22 protein-coding genes and 1 tRNA gene are annotated in these 16899 nt (G+C 51.7%); 8 read left to right on the top strand and 15 right to left on the bottom strand.

Going from position 1 to position 16899, the window contains the following annotated elements:
- Positions 1-127 precede the first annotated feature (127 nt).
- A complete protein-coding gene (locus tag NVIE_RS14285; RefSeq protein ID WP_158435260.1) occupies positions 128-265 on the top strand; it encodes a hypothetical protein in 138 nt (45 codons plus the stop codon).
- A 126-nt stretch (positions 266-391) separates the two neighbouring features.
- Here NVIE_RS14285 and NVIE_RS14280 read toward each other — a convergent pair whose 3' ends face one another.
- The 6 genes from NVIE_RS14280 to NVIE_RS14245 all read right to left on the bottom strand — a co-directional run bounded on the left by NVIE_RS14280 (position 392) and on the right by NVIE_RS14245 (position 6404).
- Positions 392-1045, bottom strand: coding sequence for a CAP domain-containing protein (locus NVIE_RS14280; RefSeq protein ID WP_075055854.1), 654 nt, complete (start codon positions 1043-1045; stop codon positions 392-394).
- A 141-nt stretch (positions 1046-1186) separates the two neighbouring features.
- Positions 1187-1681 (bottom strand): SixA phosphatase family protein, encoded by a 495-nt coding sequence (locus NVIE_RS14275; RefSeq protein ID WP_075055853.1) that lies wholly within the window; start codon positions 1679-1681, stop codon positions 1187-1189.
- A gap of 846 nt (positions 1682-2527) precedes the next feature.
- Positions 2528-4057 carry an NfeD family protein gene (locus tag NVIE_RS14265; protein WP_084790865.1) on the bottom strand — a complete coding sequence of 510 codons (1530 nt, stop codon included), beginning with the start codon at positions 4055-4057 and terminating at the stop codon, positions 2528-2530.
- A 26-nt stretch (positions 4058-4083) separates the two neighbouring features.
- A complete protein-coding gene (locus NVIE_RS14260; RefSeq protein WP_084790864.1) occupies positions 4084-5052 on the bottom strand; it encodes a slipin family protein in 969 nt (322 codons plus the stop codon).
- 167 nt (positions 5053-5219) lie between these two features.
- Positions 5220-5579 carry a hypothetical protein gene (locus NVIE_RS14255; protein WP_075055851.1) on the bottom strand — a complete coding sequence of 120 codons (360 nt, stop codon included), beginning with the start codon at positions 5577-5579 and terminating at the stop codon, positions 5220-5222.
- Positions 5580-6161: 582 nt separating this feature from the next.
- The gene (locus NVIE_RS14245; RefSeq protein ID WP_084790863.1) at positions 6162-6404 is read right to left on the bottom strand and encodes a 50S ribosomal protein L24e; all 243 of its coding nucleotides are present in this window, start codon (positions 6402-6404) and stop codon (positions 6162-6164) included.
- A gap of 641 nt (positions 6405-7045) precedes the next feature.
- On the opposite strand from NVIE_RS14245, the gene NVIE_RS14240 reads away from it, so the two are divergent.
- Positions 7046-7336, top strand: a complete 291-nt coding sequence (locus NVIE_RS14240) for a winged helix-turn-helix domain-containing protein (RefSeq protein WP_075056234.1) — start codon at positions 7046-7048, stop codon at positions 7334-7336.
- A gap of 319 nt (positions 7337-7655) precedes the next feature.
- Here the strand turns inward: NVIE_RS14240 and NVIE_RS14235 are convergent.
- Positions 7656-7742, bottom strand: a tRNA-Ser gene (locus tag NVIE_RS14235).
- A gap of 259 nt (positions 7743-8001) precedes the next feature.
- Here NVIE_RS14235 and NVIE_RS14230 point away from each other — a divergent pair.
- Positions 8002-8442 carry a hypothetical protein gene (locus NVIE_RS14230; RefSeq protein WP_075055849.1) on the top strand — a complete coding sequence of 147 codons (441 nt, stop codon included), beginning with the start codon at positions 8002-8004 and terminating at the stop codon, positions 8440-8442.
- On the opposite strand, the gene NVIE_RS14225 is transcribed toward NVIE_RS14230, so the two are convergent.
- From NVIE_RS14225 to cofE, 3 genes are all read right to left on the bottom strand, one after another.
- Entirely contained in the window at positions 8434-9015 is a 582-nt protein-coding gene (locus tag NVIE_RS14225; RefSeq protein ID WP_075055848.1) for a hypothetical protein, read from the bottom strand. The two genes, NVIE_RS14230 and NVIE_RS14225, sit on opposite strands and share 9 nt — an antisense overlap.
- Positions 9016-9061: 46 nt before the next feature.
- Positions 9062-9607: a hypothetical protein gene (locus NVIE_RS14220; RefSeq protein ID WP_075055847.1), complete on the bottom strand. Its 546-nt coding sequence runs from the start codon at positions 9605-9607 to the stop codon at positions 9062-9064.
- 69 nt (positions 9608-9676) lie between these two features.
- Positions 9677-10480, bottom strand: coding sequence for a coenzyme F420-0:L-glutamate ligase (gene cofE / locus NVIE_RS14215; protein ID WP_158435259.1), 804 nt, complete (start codon positions 10478-10480; stop codon positions 9677-9679).
- 55 nt (positions 10481-10535) lie between these two features.
- Between cofE and NVIE_RS14210 the strand changes: the two genes are divergently transcribed.
- Genes NVIE_RS14210 through NVIE_RS14200 form a run of 3 tightly spaced genes read left to right on the top strand, consistent with a single transcriptional unit; the run spans position 10536 to position 12530 of the window.
- The gene (locus NVIE_RS14210; RefSeq protein WP_075055846.1) at positions 10536-11810 is read left to right on the top strand and encodes a 3-isopropylmalate dehydratase large subunit; all 1275 of its coding nucleotides are present in this window, start codon (positions 10536-10538) and stop codon (positions 11808-11810) included.
- Positions 11811-11814: 4 nt separating this feature from the next.
- On the top strand, positions 11815-12312 hold the full coding sequence (locus tag NVIE_RS14205) for a 3-isopropylmalate dehydratase small subunit (RefSeq protein WP_174405471.1): 498 nt from the start codon (positions 11815-11817) through the stop codon (positions 12310-12312).
- Complete coding sequence (locus NVIE_RS14200; RefSeq protein ID WP_075055845.1) at positions 12309-12530, top strand: DUF504 domain-containing protein; 222 nt, start codon at positions 12309-12311, stop codon at positions 12528-12530. The genes NVIE_RS14205 and NVIE_RS14200 overlap by 4 nt, the downstream gene beginning before the upstream one ends.
- Here the strand turns inward: NVIE_RS14200 and NVIE_RS14195 are convergent.
- The gene (locus NVIE_RS14195; RefSeq protein ID WP_075055844.1) at positions 12519-13145 is read right to left on the bottom strand and encodes a YkgJ family cysteine cluster protein; all 627 of its coding nucleotides are present in this window, start codon (positions 13143-13145) and stop codon (positions 12519-12521) included. The two genes, NVIE_RS14200 and NVIE_RS14195, sit on opposite strands and share 12 nt — an antisense overlap.
- Complete coding sequence (locus NVIE_RS14190) at positions 13100-13630, bottom strand: hypothetical protein (protein ID WP_075055843.1); 531 nt, start codon at positions 13628-13630, stop codon at positions 13100-13102. Before NVIE_RS14190 ends, NVIE_RS14195 begins: the two co-directional genes overlap by 46 nt.
- A 108-nt stretch (positions 13631-13738) precedes the next feature.
- Here NVIE_RS14190 and NVIE_RS14185 point away from each other — a divergent pair, with 108 nt between their 5' ends.
- Positions 13739-14020 carry a winged helix-turn-helix domain-containing protein gene (locus NVIE_RS14185; protein ID WP_075055842.1) on the top strand — a complete coding sequence of 94 codons (282 nt, stop codon included), beginning with the start codon at positions 13739-13741 and terminating at the stop codon, positions 14018-14020.
- 47 nt (positions 14021-14067) lie between these two features.
- On the opposite strand, the gene NVIE_RS14180 is transcribed toward NVIE_RS14185, so the two are convergent.
- Positions 14068-14262 carry a hypothetical protein gene (locus NVIE_RS14180; RefSeq protein WP_144239782.1) on the bottom strand — a complete coding sequence of 65 codons (195 nt, stop codon included), beginning with the start codon at positions 14260-14262 and terminating at the stop codon, positions 14068-14070.
- Positions 14263-14353: 91 nt separating this feature from the next.
- On the opposite strand from NVIE_RS14180, the gene ahbA reads away from it, so the two are divergent.
- Positions 14354-15355, top strand: a complete 1002-nt coding sequence (ahbA, locus tag NVIE_RS14175; RefSeq protein ID WP_075055840.1) for a siroheme decarboxylase subunit alpha — start codon at positions 14354-14356, stop codon at positions 15353-15355.
- Here the strand turns inward: ahbA and NVIE_RS14170 are convergent, their stop codons facing one another.
- Both NVIE_RS14170 and NVIE_RS14165 read right to left on the bottom strand, forming a co-directional pair.
- Positions 15356-16345 carry an aldo/keto reductase gene (locus NVIE_RS14170; RefSeq protein WP_075055839.1) on the bottom strand — a complete coding sequence of 330 codons (990 nt, stop codon included), beginning with the start codon at positions 16343-16345 and terminating at the stop codon, positions 15356-15358.
- Positions 16346-16347: 2 nt separating this feature from the next.
- A complete protein-coding gene (locus tag NVIE_RS14165; RefSeq protein WP_075055838.1) occupies positions 16348-16893 on the bottom strand; it encodes a DUF1802 family protein in 546 nt (181 codons plus the stop codon).
- Positions 16894-16899 lie beyond the last annotated feature (6 nt).

Raw genomic sequence — 16899 nt, 5'->3', positions numbered from 1 at the left:
TATTGAATATAGCTATTTTCTGGCACATGCGTTCATATGGAAGCGCAAATTCTGGAAAATAATACATTTGTCAAAAGATTCAATGCGCGAGGCGCTATATGAGCGCCTCCGATCTCTCGGGGCGAATGTGAACGCTCTGAAAAAGTTTAACCTCACCGATGACGAGCTTGCGGACTTTGTAAACAGGCTGACAAAGCTCATGAAAAAACGCGGCGGCACCTTCCTGATTCTGGGCCTGATTCTCTGCACATCCCTACGGGGATGATAGCAGTAGTAGGCTGGGAAACGCTTGCAGGGTTTCCAAAGTGTGCCGCCGCAGCGGCAAAAAACCTAACCAGATTGTGCAAAGGCGCGTCCCGGCACGCGCACCAGCAGCGAGGAAACATCATAGTTATCGTTTCACGACATGGACCGCGCAGAAGTCCTGCGTTACATAGTAACTCCTGACTGAATTGAACGCCACGCCTATCCCCTCGTTATGGAAGGATTTGGACAGGATGTTGCGTTTGTGCCCAGAGCTGTCCATCCAGGCGTCGACCGCCTTGCTGGCCAGATATTCTTCTGTTATTGTACGCGAGCTGCTGAATTTGTAGATGTTTTCCCCGCTTCCCTGCTTGCATATGTACCCGGCGCTGCTGTACCGGTAGGTGTAGCGGTGCCCTTCAAGGTCGTTGTGCGAAAAGTAATTCCTCTTTGCCATGTCCTTTGAATGGTCCGTAGCTATCTTGGCAAGGGCGGGGTCCCACGAAAGTGCCGCAAGGCCGTACTTGGCGCGCTGCTCGTTGATTTTCTGGTGTATGAGTTTCGCAGTCTTGGCCAGGTCTATCTTGGTGGCGGCGGCAGTAGCAGTAGTGTGCGACAGAATCTGGGTCGTCATCTTCTTTGCCACGACGCCGGTTTGCGCGTCCTGTGCACCGGCGCCTTTTGCATCGTTTGCAAAAAATACACTGGCATAAAAAGAGCCCTGGGATGTTGCGTTGTACGTAATTGCAACGCCGAGCATTGCTGCCACGACGCCAACGGACAGCCACAGTGCGGCTTTCACTAGAAGAAGATCAGCTAATAAAACTATAAGATCTTTTTTCGTATCTCATTCTATTAGATTCTAGTACATGAAAGGTCGAGTAGGGCATTTCATATTCGAGCAAGCAGAGTTTGAGACGCAAGAGAGATCCGTGGAAAACCATCAGAGTTCCTTTGGCCTCCATACCGTCTTCAGTTTCCCTTTTGTATTGTCATCGAGCGCAGACCACCTTTTAATCGGCAGCTTGACAAAAGCCAGGGCAGCGGTCGGCATTGCTTCCGGTTGCCCTGTCAGGATCTCCAGGTATTCCTCCATGCCCGGATTGTGGCCCACCACCAGCACCACTTTTGGATCGTCTGGCAGGCGGCGCAGGACATTCAGGTATTCCTCCGGGCCGGACGCATACAACGATTCGATATGCGTGATCCGCCGTCTGTCATAGCCGCAGGATTTTGCCACTGCGGCGGCCGTGTCCTGGGCGCGGACGGCCGTAGAGCTGAGGATCGCATCAGGTACCAGGCCTTCTTCGTCCAGCAGCCTTCCCATGCGTAGCGCGTCGCGTTTTCCACGCTTGTTGAGCGGCCTATCGCGGTCGGCCAGCTCTGGATTCTTCCAGCTCGACTTGGCATGGCGTAGCAGGAGCAGCATTTTTGCCATCAGGTGCCAACAATATAATGAAACAGCCGATCTGGAATTTAATCCGTAAGGCCATGGCGCCAAGAAGCCAGAGCCATGTAGTGTATATCTTTATGATGCCATTACAAGCCCCTAATATACTAGAACAACCATCTAAGAGCTAGTGATAAATTCATCATCCAAAACCCGTGATGTTCCTTTGTCTCTGCATCTCGATACGAGGTGTGTTATTATTATTGACGCTTTGTGAAATGTGTGGCAAGAACGACGAATATCATACTTGTTCGACGTGCAACAAGCATCTGTGCATCGAATGTTTTAACGCAGTCCATTTCGGCATAAATGCCCCGAGGGCAGGCAAGTCAATGGTGTACAACAGATGCGTTTTTTGCGACAGTGTGTACGCGTCTAATGCGAAATGCAGCGTCTGCGACAAATGCGCAATCATACTTACCTGGAAGTCTTCGATGAATTACCTTGCCGCAGTAAACAGGGTAACTGAGCTAATCCTGACCGGGAAACTGAACGCGAAGCTAAGAAACGAAAACTATTGCAAAGAGAACTTTGGCACCCGCGGGGCACAGGTGATAATGGACGCGATAGATAGTTGTTCAAAAAAATGAAGCAGCATATAGCTCTGCTGTGCTGAGCAGCAGTCCTAGATCCCGTATGGCCCAACATGATCACTTGTAACATCTGTAAAGGGAATAGAACAATTATGCCTAACATAATGAATGCATGAAATATTTTATCATATGAAAACCAGTGCCTGATCTGTTATAGATATCTCTCTCTAGTCATGGCAGAGCCACCGCATAGAGAAGTATGAGTGACATGTAGATAGAGACTCTTCTTTTGCCGCTCTCTCTAGGTTTGCTCTTCCTTTTGCAAAGGCTCGACTATCAGCAAATCCCCTTCCTTCTTGACTACTCGTACTTGCTCTCCTTTTCCGATTTCAATCCCGCCTGTCGTCCGGGCTTTCCAGTATTCGCCGCCCACAGATACAAAACCCGGCGTGCTGGTTGAGATAGGATCGAGCGCGACCCCTTTATCGCTCTGAAGCACAAATTGCAACGGCTTTCTTGTCTTTGCCTTCCATGCCTTGTACGTTATCAGGCCAAAAAAGCCGCCAAACGGGACGACAACTATCATCGATAGCAGGGCAAGATTCGACAGATGTTCTTCGCTTATCAATACCGGCCCTACAGGCTGGGTTATCATGAGCGTTGTCCCTACCAGGATAACTATTACGCCGCCAATACCTGCCGCACCAAATCCGGGAGAGTAAAGCTCGTAGGCAAGAAGGCCCACCCCTATTGCCAGCAGTGCAAAGGCGGCCCAGTTGATATCAAACCCCTGTCCTATCAATGCAAGGATTATCATCGCAGCGCCGGCTATTTCGGCGCCAAAACCAGGAGACGTTAGCCCGAAAACCAGAGCAAAGAAGCCAACGGTAAGGAGTATTGTAGACAGGACAGGATTTGCCAGCACGCCAACCAGTGCGACTCTAAGGCTTGGCTCGTGGATTACTATCCCAGAATCAGCATCAACGTCCAAGACCTTTGGACCGCCAAGCGTAATTGCAGTCAGGTTATGCGCATTTTGAAGCAGTTCCTTTGGATCGCTTGCTATGGCGTCAATAACGTTATCCTGCAAAGCCTTCTCCGGAGTAAGGTTGTCATTATGCGTTATGAAGCGGGCTGCCTGGGTTGCATTTCTGTTGTGCAACTGGGCAAGACTGACCACTTTTTCCGTAATTGCATTTGTAACCTTTGTGTCGTTCACGGGCACGCCGGTGCCAGTTACTGGCTGGGCAGAACCTATTGTAGTAAATGGCGCCATGACTGCATAATCAGTCGCAACAAGGATTATTGTCCCGGCAGACCACGCACTTTTGCCCGGGGGGTAGACGTAGCCTATGACCGGGACTCTGGATCCTTGAATGCTTTCTATGATTTTGAGGGTTGCGTCGAGAGAGCCACCGGGAGTGTCCAAAGCTATGATGACGGCAGAAAAATCGCCTCCTCCTCCAGACTGGTCGTCTGAAGCGCGGGCTATGGCCGATTCGACATGTTCCGCGGTAGCCGACGATATAAGGTCATCAACATCAACCCACAACACTTGCCGCGCTCTGGTGGCTGTGGCTGCCGCACCACCACTACTACTGCCATCATCTTCTTGTCCGGATGCTGTTCCTCCTGCTGCAAAGAAGAGAGAGGAATAGGCTGCAGTACTAGCAGTAGTGGGGGTAGCGGCGGCTGCAGCAAGAATCATTATCACCACCACCATCATCATGATCACTACAATAGCAGAGGATGCAAGCCTCTTCTGCAACAGCTTTATTTTTCTTTGATGCTGTGCAACTGATGATGATTCCCTACGAGAGATTCTTTTCATTTAAACTGGCCATGGCCCGTTATCATTCAGGCCTCTGCTCGGTGCCTTTCTGCATCTGACCCTTCATCCTGTTGTTGTCCTTGCCTTTCCCTGGCTTTCTGCCGCCCTCCAATGGTCCTCTCGTCAATTAACGCCGCAAGCTCCTGTCTGACAACCTCCCTCAATTTTCTCTCGTCCAATTGCTCAGTCAGGGGTGTCCTCTCTTTGACTATGCCAAGTAGTGAGCCAAGGTCCCGCTGGTCGCCGGTGCCACCAGTCACTACAATCATATTCTTTTCTCTTGCGATTTCAGTCCAGGTTTGAAGCTCCCTTAGCCTCATGGCCGCCATGTTCCTCGTGTAAAATTCCGCTGCCTGGGACATTTTTTCTGCGGCAGTAAGCTCGCCTTCTGCGATAATGATCCTGCCTCTCTTTTCCCTCTCTGCTTCTGCCTGTTTTGCAATTGCCCTGTGCATGTTTTCCGGGAGCGAAACATCCCGTATTGCCACCGAACTTACCTTGACGCCCCACGGATCAGTTGCAGCGTCCAGAATCACCTGCATCTTCTTGTTTAGCTCTTCTCTCCTTGACAGGAGGTCGTCAAAGCTGGTCTGGCCTATTAGGTCCCGAAGGGTAGTTTGGGATAGTAGGCTTGATGCAAGAAGATAATCATGGACCTTGACAACTGCATTGTTGGGCTCGTCTACGCGCAGGTAGACTACAGCGTCTACGTCAACTGTGACGTTGTCAAGGGTGATTATCTTTTGCTTTGGCACATCAAGAGTGACTACTCTCAGGTCAACCTTGTTGGCTCTATCTATGAACGGAATTAGTATTATCAGGCCAGGCCCTTTTGCCCCTATCAGCCTGCCGAGCCTAAAGACAACAGCTCTTTCATATTCCCGAATAATCCTGATAGAGGATGCAATAAGAACCAGGAATATGATTACGACGATAGCTACTCCAATTATCTCTGCAAGGGACAGTTGCAGAAACAGCAATTGGGAAATGCTCATGCGTGTACGTCTCTCTCTACGTGGTAAATTTCGTCATTCGACTATTTAACATTGAAAAGTTTCGTACGCTGACAGCGGGCCATCGGCCAAGAGAAGCATATATGCACACATATAGCTTGGCTTGTTACGAACCGCTTCTGATCTTACCTACTTTCCAAGTTACAAAATTACAGGTCATTTATTCTAGTTATGAATTCTCTGATCAGTCCAATGATCTTGCTCTCGGGCTCTGGTTTTGAGACGATACACAACACCTTCTTTCTTCCTACCGGGAAAAGGCGCACAACAGCTAGTTCGTGTTGTACGCTCAAGTGCTTGAAATCTCCAAGGTATCCCGAAGCGTCCTTTACCATCGACATGATAAGTTGGACCTTTATGATCATCTGTCGCCATGTCTCTTCATTCGGAACTGGCATCCCCTCTCTAACATACCAGTCTAGCGGCTTTTCAGCTTCCAGCAACGCAGCTATCAGTATATCATTGTGTGATTTGACTAGCCATTCCAGAGATAACTCACCTACATGCACACGCCTTTCCCTCTCCCGCTTCCCTGTTTCCAGATAACTCTCAGATATTCTTTAATATTCACTTACCGATTCAGAGCTACCCATTGCGTATTCCCAAGGAAAGTCACAAAGACCAGCTTCTAGATGGTGCCGTCCTCAAGACGATAATGGAGGAAAGCTTGGGGATACTAGGTAGTGATGGACTTCATGTCCTGTTTTATCATCTAGAACAGCAGGGGATTTCGCTTGAAGCTGGAAAGGCGTACTCTCTAAAGTCAGTGCGCGAAATACTCACAGACCTGTTTGGTAATGAATCCACAGAGACGATGATTGAGATGATAAACAGATCATTACGTAGCAAGTCATGATTGACATCGCTTGATATCGAACTGAAATCAGAGACAAACTCATTTTATACAGCTTAGAAGCGGCAAGACAGAAAGGTGCAGGAGCAACCCAGCATCAATTCCCGATTTCGGGGCAGAACCAATTATGGATACTCCCCCCTCTTTCTCTTTTACCTGCATACCCTTTTCTCTGGTCGGGCGGATGGGCCAGATTCCGACCGGAGCTCCAACAGAGTGAATATGTCTTTAGAGGTAGCTACTTTTTCTTTACCTGCGCCCCTCCCAGTACATACCTTTCAGTCCACTTTAGCTTCCTCGGGTCTCGACGAAGTATAAACAAATTCTTCTTGCATTTATCTGAGCATGTCCACAATATCCGACCGTCGTTTCTGACGTGCATTATGCCTGTGCCCGCGGGAATCGACCTTCCACAAAATGAGCAATTTCTGAAACTTCGAGTGGAGGTAACATCGTCCGTGCTTCTCTTTCTCCTCATCATTGCTAGATCGTCCTGGCCGCCGCAGTAATTTTTTTAAAAAGTTTCTGCGAACTACCAGAAGCCGGTAGCAAGCCACTCCCACCCGTCAATGGCAGCAACTAATTAACAAGATTTCAGCATGGTTTCGCTTCTTATGCTGGATGAAGACAAGCAGCATCAGAGAGGAGAATCCAGAAAGTTGATGACGATTTAAGCGGATAGCAGTCTCTGGAACCAAACGGCAATCCAAAGATTCCCGTCCATCGATCCGTTGTGTAAGCGTATCGATGTTTCTTCCTTTGGCTGCTATCCAGTATGATTATACGGATTTTTAAAATATAAGGATTGCCGCCGATTGAAGAGTATTCTATATTTGTCATACTGCGATTTCAGCAATTATTATCAATATTTTCTAAAAAAGATTAATTTGTATATGCTGGAGCGCAGATCAGGTTTTGCCAGCCATACCATGGTTTCGGTGTTGATGGCAGGGCAGAGATCGCCTGATCATGACAATCAGCAGCAACAAGTGCTGATCCAGGTGTATTACACGGTATGACCGGTCTTTTGGAGGTAATGCATCTGTGCATTAGTTAGTACGGCCTCCTATATCGAGAACATTGCAAAAAAAACTCGTTAAAGTTTTCTTGCGAAAGCTGCATATGAAGAAGTACCGGAACAGGATGGATATTGCTGCCGCAATTCTTGAAATAGCGCAGGGCAGTGGCGGAGTCTTGAAGACGAAGATAATGTATAACGCCTTCTTGTCTTTTCCGCAGCTTAAAGAGTATCTTGCGCTGCTTACAGAGAATCAGCTCTTGGAATATGCTTCACAAAACAAGAACCGTTATCGTACGACAGAGAAGGGAAAGCGGTTTTTGAACAGCTACCGGGAAATGCAGCGCATGTTGTATCCCGCAGGAGAAAAGACAGCCAGGGATGCAGAGGCCTGATTGTTTTGGCGAAAAGCTGGTGCTAGCCATGCGGGAGAAGTATGTGTCTGGCTGACGCCAGATATGAAACCTGATCTATGTTAAGCGTGGTTAAAGAGCATGAATTGTATAAAAGCCGCGAAGGCAGATGGACTTTTCCGGCCTTACCTACCCGCTGATATATGCTGCCATTGCAGGGTTGGGCGGAGCTCTTGTCTACGTGGTAATGGGGTCGAAGATACGCCAATGGCTGCATAAAGCGCCGGTACATACGAAATAAAGACCCCTCCTTCAATTTTTGGGCCGAGTTAATTGCGCATTTCTCTGTATGGAATCAAAATGGCGCGGGGAGTGGGATTTGAACCCACGGGTCCTTGCGGACATGGGATTAGCAATCCCACGCCCTACCAGGCTAGGCGACCCCCGCCCGTCGTCATGCAAATGGAATTCACATTATATTAATCATCAGCCGTTAGTTCTTTTTAGCACGAACGCCCATTAATACAGCCCATGACACAACACATGCTGCAATACCCGTGCCTTTTCTCAATTATGCACAGCCGTGCTCAAATTATGCAATTATGCACGCTCGAAAACCGGCCCTATGCAACAAGAGATTCGCTTGTAAAAATTATACGCATTGCGTTAAAAAGATTATAAAATAGTCACGCACCGTTATAGTATCTTTGAATCTTAAGGAAGCAAACGAGCTCTTTAGGCGGGCAATCATCAAGGCGTACTTTGAGCCCCAGCTGCTAAAGATGGACTACCGCAAGTCGACGGTCAAGCACCCCGCGATTGGCGACGACGGCCTGACGGTCGACAGCATTTTGCACCTTTATTTTGACGTCGTCACCGGCAATGACTACCCGGACGGCGACGAGTGGTTTTCAGTCGAGTACATCTTCCCGCACAGCGTCAAGCTGCATGACAGCCTGAAGGGGCCGGACTATTTCACCACGCTGTCCGTGTCAGAGGGCAAGCATTTCTGGCGCCACCGCGAGCTTGTGCGCTTCAAGTACGGCAAGTCAAAAAAGCTGGAAGAGTCGCTTGAATTCCTCGACAAAAAGTACAAGGAGCTGAGCAAGGGCCTGCACGACTCAGGCGTCGTCAACCAGCTAGACTGATGATGATGATGACTTTTTTGCGGGCAGGACCCACTCGTTGTTCTTGTACAAATAGTTGACGCCGTTTACCATCGTGGCGCTCGGGCTCCACTTGAAGGTGGCCTCCTCGTACGAGTACCACACCTCCTCGGCGCCCTTTGGGACCGTCTTTAGCTGCAGGGGCACGATGTCTACTAGGTACTCCAGCTTTTCCACACCCATTTCGTACTGGCGGTCGCCCTTTGACAGGAGCGGGAACACTACTGGAGTTTTTCCGCCCTCAAAGCCGGCAAAGCGGATGTAGGTTTTCACGCCTTTTCGCCCGCGCCTTCTCTTCATGTCCTTGAGCACGCCCTTTACCTTGAACCAGCTGTCCATCGTGAATTCCTGGAAAAAGGGCTCGCCAAACGGGGCAGGAAAGCCTATCTCCACCATCGTGACAAACTGCGGGTCGTCGGCAGGGACCTCCGAGTCTTCCACGCTGTACGACCTTGACAGCGTGTCGTACAGCGTCTCTATCTCCCACGCAGAGGCGCCATAGTATCTGAAAATGGCTGCTGACGACGATGATGGCGGCAGCTGCGGGCTTGCCAACAGCGGCAGATGTGCCTGCGCAACAATTAAGCCTTTGTAGGCGCGGCTAGATGATGGTCGTGAACTTTAAAAGATATACGATGCCCAGGGCCGCGGCATAGGCGGCCATCTGCTTCCACGATATCGGGATGCTTGGCGCCTCCAGCTTGATCTCGTGGTTGTCTATCACGCGGGTGATATAGTCGCGGATCTTTTCGTTCCAGATCTTGTACTCTATCTGGTGCTTTTTCAGGATCTGCTCGACCTCGTAGATGACAGGCGCCCTTGCAGAGCGTATGTGCTGGATGTACTTCCTTGACACCTCGACTTCGGCCTGTATCGCTATGAGCCCCTGCTCGACCGTGAAAAGGCGCACGTGCATCTCCCACGGCTTGGACAGCTTTTTCGCAAGGCCGCAGCCCAGCTGGTTTGGTTTTTTGTTCTCCAGTTTCACGAGCTTGAAGCCTTCCGAGAGGAGGGCGTTGATTATTTCGTCCTTCTTTATCTTTACCATGAGGCTGAGGTGGTCAAGCTCTATTTCCTCCCGCCTGATGAGGTTCTTGATCCCCTTTGCAATGCTTGTCTTTGGGTAAGCTGTAAGGAATTCAGACAATGCGCTTTGTTAGACAGCAATCCAAGAAGGCAATATTAAAACTCTGTGCAAGCATGTATCTCATGATTATCATAATTCGCTTTTCAGGCCGCGCAAATAGATGTCCTGCTCTGGTGCAACTGCCATGTCGCGCCACGACAGCTTTTTGTTCGTCCACTGCACCCTGGCGCCCCTCACCACGGCTGCAGGCGTAGACTCGTCGCTTTCGCCCATTGCCGCCACGCCCATCGTGGCAAGGCCGTCTGCCACGGCCCGGAAGGTCACCCTGAGCACGTTGCCAAAGAGGTCCTTCTTGCCTCGCAGGTCCTCAACCGGCTCAAAGCCGGCGCACGCTATTGCGACCCCGGTGGTGCCTATCCGGGTAGGCATGAGCCGGCTGTCTGCTATCACTATTCCCACCTTTATTCCGAGGTTTGCCAGAAACGCGTCCTTCAGGCCCTCGGCAGAGGCAAACGGGTCGCGCGGGTAGAGGATCGCAAAGCCCTTTGGCACGTTTGACTTGTCTATCCCGGCGTTTGGCGCTATCATGCCGTCCCGTATCGCAAGGAGAAAGCCGGGCACGCCCTTGACTATGTAATCTGATTCCCTCAGCACCAGCTCTGCAAGCTTTGGCTCCATGTGGCATTTTTTTGCAAGCGCCCTTGCCTTTTTGCTCACCCTTATCCTCCTCATGTCGACCACCGAGCCCTCGGCCATCGAGACGAACTTGCTTGACACCACGATTATGTCGCCGTCTTTGTAATCAAAGCCCTGCTGCAGGAGGCTCTCAAACAGGCTAAACTTGCCGCTCTTCCTTGCGACCTTGACTGCCAGTATCTCCAAGCGCAGTGACGATATTCGCACCCGGCTTAATCTTGCTTTCGCGTTTGCCAAAGGTTTTAATCCGCCATCCGCCAAATCCCCGTCAAGTGGTACCGTTTTGGCAGCTATGACGATTACCGAAAAGATACTTGCCCGCGCCGCCGGCAGGCAGAGCGTCTCGCCCGGCGACGTGGTGTTTGCAAAGGTGGACAAGGTCATGATGCACGACGTGTCCGGCCCCGGCGTCATCAAGGTTTTCAGTGAGTGGGAGAAGAAAGGGCTGAAACTGGACAAGATTTGGAACGCCGACAGGGTGTGGGTGACCGAAGATCACTTTGTGCCGGCGGCCGACCGCGTCTCGGCAGAGAACATCATCACGCTTTCCAACTTTACGAAAAAGTACGGGATAAAGAAGCACTTCAAGTACGGCCTCGGCCAGTACGGCATCTGCCACACGCTCTCGCACGAGGAGGCGATGGTCCTGCCGGGAGAGGTGTACGTGGGAGGCGACTCGCACACAAACACGACAGGCGCGATGGGCGCCTTTGCGGCCGGCCTTGGCCACACCGACGTGGCGTACGTGCTCATGAACGGCGAGATATGGTTCAAGGTCCCCGAGACGATGATGTTCAAGGTTGAGGGCAACAAGCCTGACCACATCATGGCAAAGGACATCATACTGAAGGTAATCGGCGAGATCGGCACGGACGGCGCCAACTACAAGACCATGCAGTTTGCAGGCGATGTAGTGAAAAAGCTGTCGATGGAAGAGCGCCTGACGCTTACAAACATGACGACAGAGGCGGGAGCCAAGAACGGCATCATCGAGCCGGACGAGACCACGTACGCGTACCTGCGGGAGCGCACGGACGCGCAGTACTCGCCGGTGCACAGCGACGACAACGTGCAATACTCCGAGACGTTTACCATAGAGATTGAAAAGATGGAGCCCACGATTGCCAAGCCGTTTTCGCCCGGCAACATCTCTGTCGCAAGGGAGCTGCAGGGGACTGAACTTGACAAGGCGTACATCGGCTCGTGCACGGGTGCCAAGCTTGACGACCTGAGAGCGGCTGCCAAGATATTGAAGGGAAAGAAGGTCAAGATCCGTACCGAGGTGCTGCCGGCGGCGCAGTCCATCTACATGAAGGCCATGAAGGAAGGACTGGTAGAGATTTTCATGGAGGCCGGCGCAATCGTCGGCCCGCCTACGTGCGGCGCGTGCTGCGGCGCGCACATGGGAGTGCTTGGCAAGGGCGAGATATGCATAAGCACCACAAACCGCAACTTTCCCGGCAGGATGGGCCACGTCGAGTCGCAGACGTACCTCGCCTCCCCGGTGGTAGTGGCGGCATCAGCAATAACGGGCAGGATAACAGACCCGAGGGACGTGAAAAATTAAGATGATGAACAAGACATTGAGAGGCAGGGTCCACAAGTACGAAAGGGACAACATCGACACGGACGTCATCATACCCGGCCCGTATCTGAAGATCCACGACCACAAGGAACTGGCAAAACACGCGATGGAAGGCATCGACCCCAAGTTCCCTGAAAAGGTCCAGCAAGGAGATTTCCTCGTCACGGGAAGCAACTTTGGCTGCGGCTCCAGCAGGGAGCACGCGCCAATCGCGCTCTCGCAGACGGGCATAAAGGCAATCCTTGCACCGACGTTTGCGAGGATATTCTACAGAAACGCCGTGGACGGCGGGTACCTTCTCCCCATAGAGATAGACGCGGCGACCGTGAAAAAGATCTCTGACAGGGACGAGCTGGAAATCGACCTTGCAAGCAACAGGATTACGAACGTCACAAAGAACGAGCAGTACTCCATGAAGCCGTTTCCAGAGCTTATCGCCAAGATAGTCGAGGCCGGCGGGCTCATGAAGTACAAGCCGTCATGACCAGAAAGGGCAAACTAGAAGAGATCTTTAGCAGGGCGCTCTACGCCGACGACCCCTCCCTCTATTTTGTCAGCTACCGCGACTTTGACAGCATCGTCGAAGTCCCGCTGCAAGAGTTTGTATCCCTTTCTGAAAATTTTTCCGTGATACCGCCAAGCAGGATAGCAAAGGTCAGGCGCGGCGATGAAACGTTGTATGAAAAGAAGTCAGGACTCTAGGACCCATCCTTCGCCAAGCGTCGCCTGCTGGCCAGTTGCAGTCGCGTAGCGCCAGACGTGCACTCCGTTTTCCGCCCTTACTGCTGCCTTGATCTTTGAAAGCGACTCTAGCTCGCTCTCCAAGCCTTCAAGGCCTGCTTTTGTAGAATTGTGGTTATGCTTGCAGAACTGGCAGTGGGGGTCAAGGGTCGCGTACCTGTTGTTGTTATTGCTGCCCGCATCCACCACAGGGTAAGCGCTGCAGGCAAGCGGCTTCAGCGCATATATCCCGCACGCAAAGCCCCCGTGCGGAGAGCGCTTTTCAAGGTCGAGGAACGGGCACAGGTCGCCGTCCTCCTGCTTGCCCATCATCTGGTACGCGATTATTTTTTCAGGGCCGGCCATATCCCCCACCGCAAGCCGGGGCACAATCCTGACCTCTAGTCCCTTCTCCTTTGCAAGTTTTTCCATCTTGCTTTTTTCCTCCGGCAAGAGGAGCACGCCTATCTTGCCAAAGTCAGGAGAAGGGTAGTACTCGCGGTAGATGCAGCAGTCCGAGCAGCCTTGTACGCAGGCAAACTTTGTCTTTTTTACCGGCCGCTGCTTTTTTCTTCCTGCTCTTGTTGTATTATGCATTGCCACTCGACCGAATCCTTGGCAAGCTCGGGCAACTGCAGAAACGCAATGTCGTAGACTGACTTGGCCTTTTTCAGGATCTCTAGGTCAAACTTTTTCATGCTGCCGTCGCGCTCTTTTCTTTTCGGGTTCGTGTTTTCCTTGTAAATGCCAAAGCGCAGCATCGCCTTTTTCTCGTAGCCCGCCTTGAAGCGCTGGTAGTTCTCCGACATCTGGACCTTTTTCACAAAGCCGGTGTTGTCCTTCTTGTAGTCAGAGCCGCCATACAGGATGAACCAGTAGTGGTCGCCGTCTTCCACAAAGCGCAGTTTTATCTGGTCGTCGGGCCACCAGTCGACGGTCTTGTTCCACAGCTTGAAGGCAGGCATCTTGTCCTGGAAAAGCGGAAAGACGTTCATGTAGACGTCGTGGTAGCGGTAGCCGACCCCCATAAAGTCCCGAAACCACGTTATTGCGGGCTTGCCGTTGCTGCTATTACTACTCAAGACATGGTAGCTTGTGCACCGGCCGCTATAAAAGCCAAGGTCTTAGTGCAGTACTTACAGAAGCTTTTTACGTAATCCTTATTATGGTGTTTAATACCTCATCTCCCAATGGCGCCTTACCGTAACAGCGTCAAGATTCTGGGCGACGTGCTCCAGATTACCGAGGAGCATGGCACTGGCGGCGTCAACCTCACATCGCTTCTGAGAAAGGCCAACCTTTCCTACGGAAGGCTGGCGGCGGTTGCAAGCAAGCTAGTCCAGGCCGGCCTTATCCAGGAGCAAGTTCTGGAAGGTCAGAGGATATACGTCATCACCCCGCAGGGCAAGGAATACCTGCACAGGTACAACCAGTTTGCAGAAATGGCAAACTCGTTTGGCTTGAACCTCTAGTCTGGCTCCCTGCAAATATTACTGGAAAAACGCGCTTCTCTTTTTCTCTACTGCAACTTTTCGACTGCTTCAATGTGGCATTCGTGGCCGCGGTGCTCCATGTCGAGCTTTTTTGCCTCCTCGCCGGTTATCGGAAAGCGCTCGTTCATCAGGTGCTCCTCCCCTTCTTTTTCGAGGATCACCTTCTTGCACGTGTCGCAGACAAGCTGCATCGTTATGATGCCCATATGTTTTCTGAACATGCAAAAAGATGCGCAATTGGTATTTAGACTATGCGCCAGAGCACAGGTAGGTTTTTAATAGATAAACGTCTATTTCCGGCCGCTTTATCATATGCAGGCAAACTACCACCAGCAGCTCGACGAAATGGACAAAAAGTTGCTGAACGACATCCAGTGGGTTTTCCCGCTTGCAGACAGGCCTTATCTGGAGATTGCCAAGAACTACAACATCTCTGAAGACGAAGTCATGCAGAGGATAAGCGGATTAAAGGGCATGGGGCTCATACGGCAGATTAACGCCATTTTCGACACAAGACGCCTTGGGTACAAGAGCGCGCTGATCGCGTTTGCAGTTGCGCCCGAGAAACTTGACGCCGTGGCAGAGAAGGTGAACGAGCACCCCGGCGTCAGCCACAACTATGAGCGCAACCACGAGTACAACATGTGGTTCACGCTTGCAGTCCCGCCCGACTCTGACATGAAGGGCGAGCTTGACAGGATGTCCGCGCTTGACGGCGTCGTGAAATACCGGTTGCTTCCGACGCTAAAGATGTACAAGATCGGCGTAAAACTCGACATGGTCAACGGGGACGCGGAAAAACCCAAGCCCACGGACGAGGTCAAGGAGCTGAATCCCGACAGGCTGGAGATAACCGAGCGCGACAAAGAGTTTGTCCGCGAATTGCAAAAGGACCTTCCGGTCGTCAGGGAGCCTTTCAGGGAGATGGCGCAGAACCTCGGGATCACCACCGCAGAATTGTTTTCCAGGGCAAGGGAATACGAAAAGGAAGGCCTGATGCGCAGATTTGCCGCAATACTTCGCCACCGCGACGCCGGCTTTGTCGCAAACGGCATGGTAGTGTGGAACGTGCCGGAGGACAGGGTGGACGATGTCGGTTTCAAGCTTGCCGCGTTTCCGCAGGTGAGCCACTGCTACCGAAGGCCCGTGTACCCGGACTGGAAGTACAACGTGTTTTCGATGGTGCACGCAAGGTCGCTTGAAGCCGCCGAAAAGATGGCAGTCGAGATGTCAGGTCAGATCGGCATAAGCGACTACAAGATCCTATTTAGCTCCCGCGAGTTCAAAAAAGAGCGGGTCAAGTACTTTGTCTAGCTAGGTACTTGCCACAGGCTTGACGTAAAAGTTCTTTTCGTACATCTCTTCCAGCTGCGCGGCTTCAGACGCCGACAGGTACTTGCCGTCTGAAATTGCTGCAAACATCTCTATCTCCTCGATGCTCACCATCGTCGGCAGGACGACAGAGACCTGCGGCTGCGACAGGATGAACTTTATTGCAAGTTCCGTGATGCTCCAGCCCTTGCTGCTTGCAAGCGGCTTCATGTTGTCTATCTTTTGCATGGCCGCCTTGATGAACTCTTGCTTGCGGAAGCTGCGGTGGTCGTTCTTGTCAAATTTCGTGTCGGCAGTCACCTTGCCCGTCAGCAGTCCCGAAGCGTCAGGCACCCGCACCATTATCCCGACGTCGTTCTGCGCCGCTGCCTTCATCAGGTCGCGGCCGGGATCCTGCTCCAGAACGTTGTAGACTGTCTGCACGCACGTGACGTTGCGGTTTGTTATCGAGAACAGCCCCTCGTCGCGCCAGCCGATTGCCGGGCCAAGCGCCACCCCGTGGCTCTTTATAGTGCCCTTTTTCACAAGGTCATCCAGGGACGCAAACAGCTCGTCGTTCTGGATTGCGTCCATCTTGGGGTTGTGCAGGCTGTAAACGTCGACATAATCAGTCTGCAGGCGCTCCAGACTCTTTTTGAGCGCGACCTGCAGGAATTCCGGGTCGTGCTTCTGTGGAAGCTCCTGGTGGCCGACCTGCTCTGCGCCGTACAGGTCATAGCCCCATTTTGTAGAATAGATGACTTCGTTGCGCATGTCCTTGAATGCCTCGCCCATCAGCCTTTCGCTCTTGCCCTTGCCGTACATGTCTGCAGTTTCATAGAAATTGATGCCAAGGTCGTATGCCTTTTTCAGCATGCGTATTGCTTCTGCGTCGTCGATTTTCTTGCCCCACCAGTCAAGGCCGATTGTCCACGCGCCAAAGCCTATCTCGCTTATCTTGAGGCCACTCTTGCCCAATCTTCTGTACTTCATTATTACGCCAGTACCTCCGCCACTTCTCTTGAAATCCTGCCAAACGCCGCGTCGTCTAGCGCGGGCCTGCCCGTCGCTTCAAGGTCGACAGGAATCCAGGACTTGCAGCCGGCCCACTCTTGCTTTGTATCTACATTGATCGGGCTTGAAAGGTTGTAAACTCGCAGCAGTACCACGCTCATTGGTTTCTTGGGGTTGTACGCCATTCGTGCATTAACATAGCTTTCGTTCCATATATGGTATTTCTCTAGCTTTTTCAGGATAGAAGCGTCGCTTACCTCCTTGACCAGCCTGGCCTCTGCATAGCCAGTCAGCAGGTTTGCGCCTGCCGGCGGCTGCTCCTTGAGCACAGCGTCTAATTTGTCAGCGTAATCCTGCTGCAGGTGCTCTTTTGCCTGGTGCTCGTACGTCGGAAACAGCAGGAACCTTTCGTGCTTTACTTCAAAGCCCTGCCGGAATTCAAGTATGCCTCCCTTGCGCAAGAGCACGGTCTGCCTGCCTTCCTGCAGCGCCTTGCAAACCACTGCCCACTCTTTTAGCGCCTGCATCCAAAA

Origin of the sequence: Nitrososphaera viennensis EN76 (genome assembly GCF_000698785.1) — an archaeon.
GTDB lineage: Archaea > Thermoproteota > Nitrososphaeria > Nitrososphaerales > Nitrososphaeraceae > Nitrososphaera > Nitrososphaera viennensis.
This window is presented reverse-complemented; position numbering and strand designations above follow the sequence as displayed.

Coding starts and splice junctions, on each gene's coding strand:
- NVIE_RS14275 (WP_075055853.1), bottom strand. CDS start 1,681: ATGGCAAAAATGCTGCTCCTGCTACGCCATGCCAAGTCGAGCTGGAAG.
- NVIE_RS14265 (WP_084790865.1), bottom strand. CDS start 4,057: ATGAAAAGAATCTCTCGTAGGGAATCATCATCAGTTGCACAGCATCAA.
- NVIE_RS14260 (WP_084790864.1), bottom strand. CDS start 5,052: ATGAGCATTTCCCAATTGCTGTTTCTGCAACTGTCCCTTGCAGAGATA.
- NVIE_RS14245 (WP_084790863.1), bottom strand. CDS start 6,404: ATGATGAGGAGAAAGAGAAGCACGGACGATGTTACCTCCACTCGAAGT.
- NVIE_RS14240 (WP_075056234.1), top strand. CDS start 7,046: ATGAAGAAGTACCGGAACAGGATGGATATTGCTGCCGCAATTCTTGAA.
- NVIE_RS14210 (WP_075055846.1), top strand. CDS start 10,536: ATGACGATTACCGAAAAGATACTTGCCCGCGCCGCCGGCAGGCAGAGC.
- NVIE_RS14205 (WP_174405471.1), top strand. CDS start 11,815: ATGAACAAGACATTGAGAGGCAGGGTCCACAAGTACGAAAGGGACAAC.
- NVIE_RS14200 (WP_075055845.1), top strand. CDS start 12,309: ATGACCAGAAAGGGCAAACTAGAAGAGATCTTTAGCAGGGCGCTCTAC.
- NVIE_RS14195 (WP_075055844.1), bottom strand. CDS start 13,145: ATGCATAATACAACAAGAGCAGGAAGAAAAAAGCAGCGGCCGGTAAAA.
- NVIE_RS14185 (WP_075055842.1), top strand. CDS start 13,739: ATGGCGCCTTACCGTAACAGCGTCAAGATTCTGGGCGACGTGCTCCAG.
- NVIE_RS14180 (WP_144239782.1), bottom strand. CDS start 14,262: ATGTTCAGAAAACATATGGGCATCATAACGATGCAGCTTGTCTGCGAC.
- ahbA (WP_075055840.1), top strand. CDS start 14,354: ATGCAGGCAAACTACCACCAGCAGCTCGACGAAATGGACAAAAAGTTG.
- NVIE_RS14170 (WP_075055839.1), bottom strand. CDS start 16,345: ATGAAGTACAGAAGATTGGGCAAGAGTGGCCTCAAGATAAGCGAGATA.
- NVIE_RS14165 (WP_075055838.1), bottom strand. CDS start 16,893: ATGCAGGCGCTAAAAGAGTGGGCAGTGGTTTGCAAGGCGCTGCAGGAA.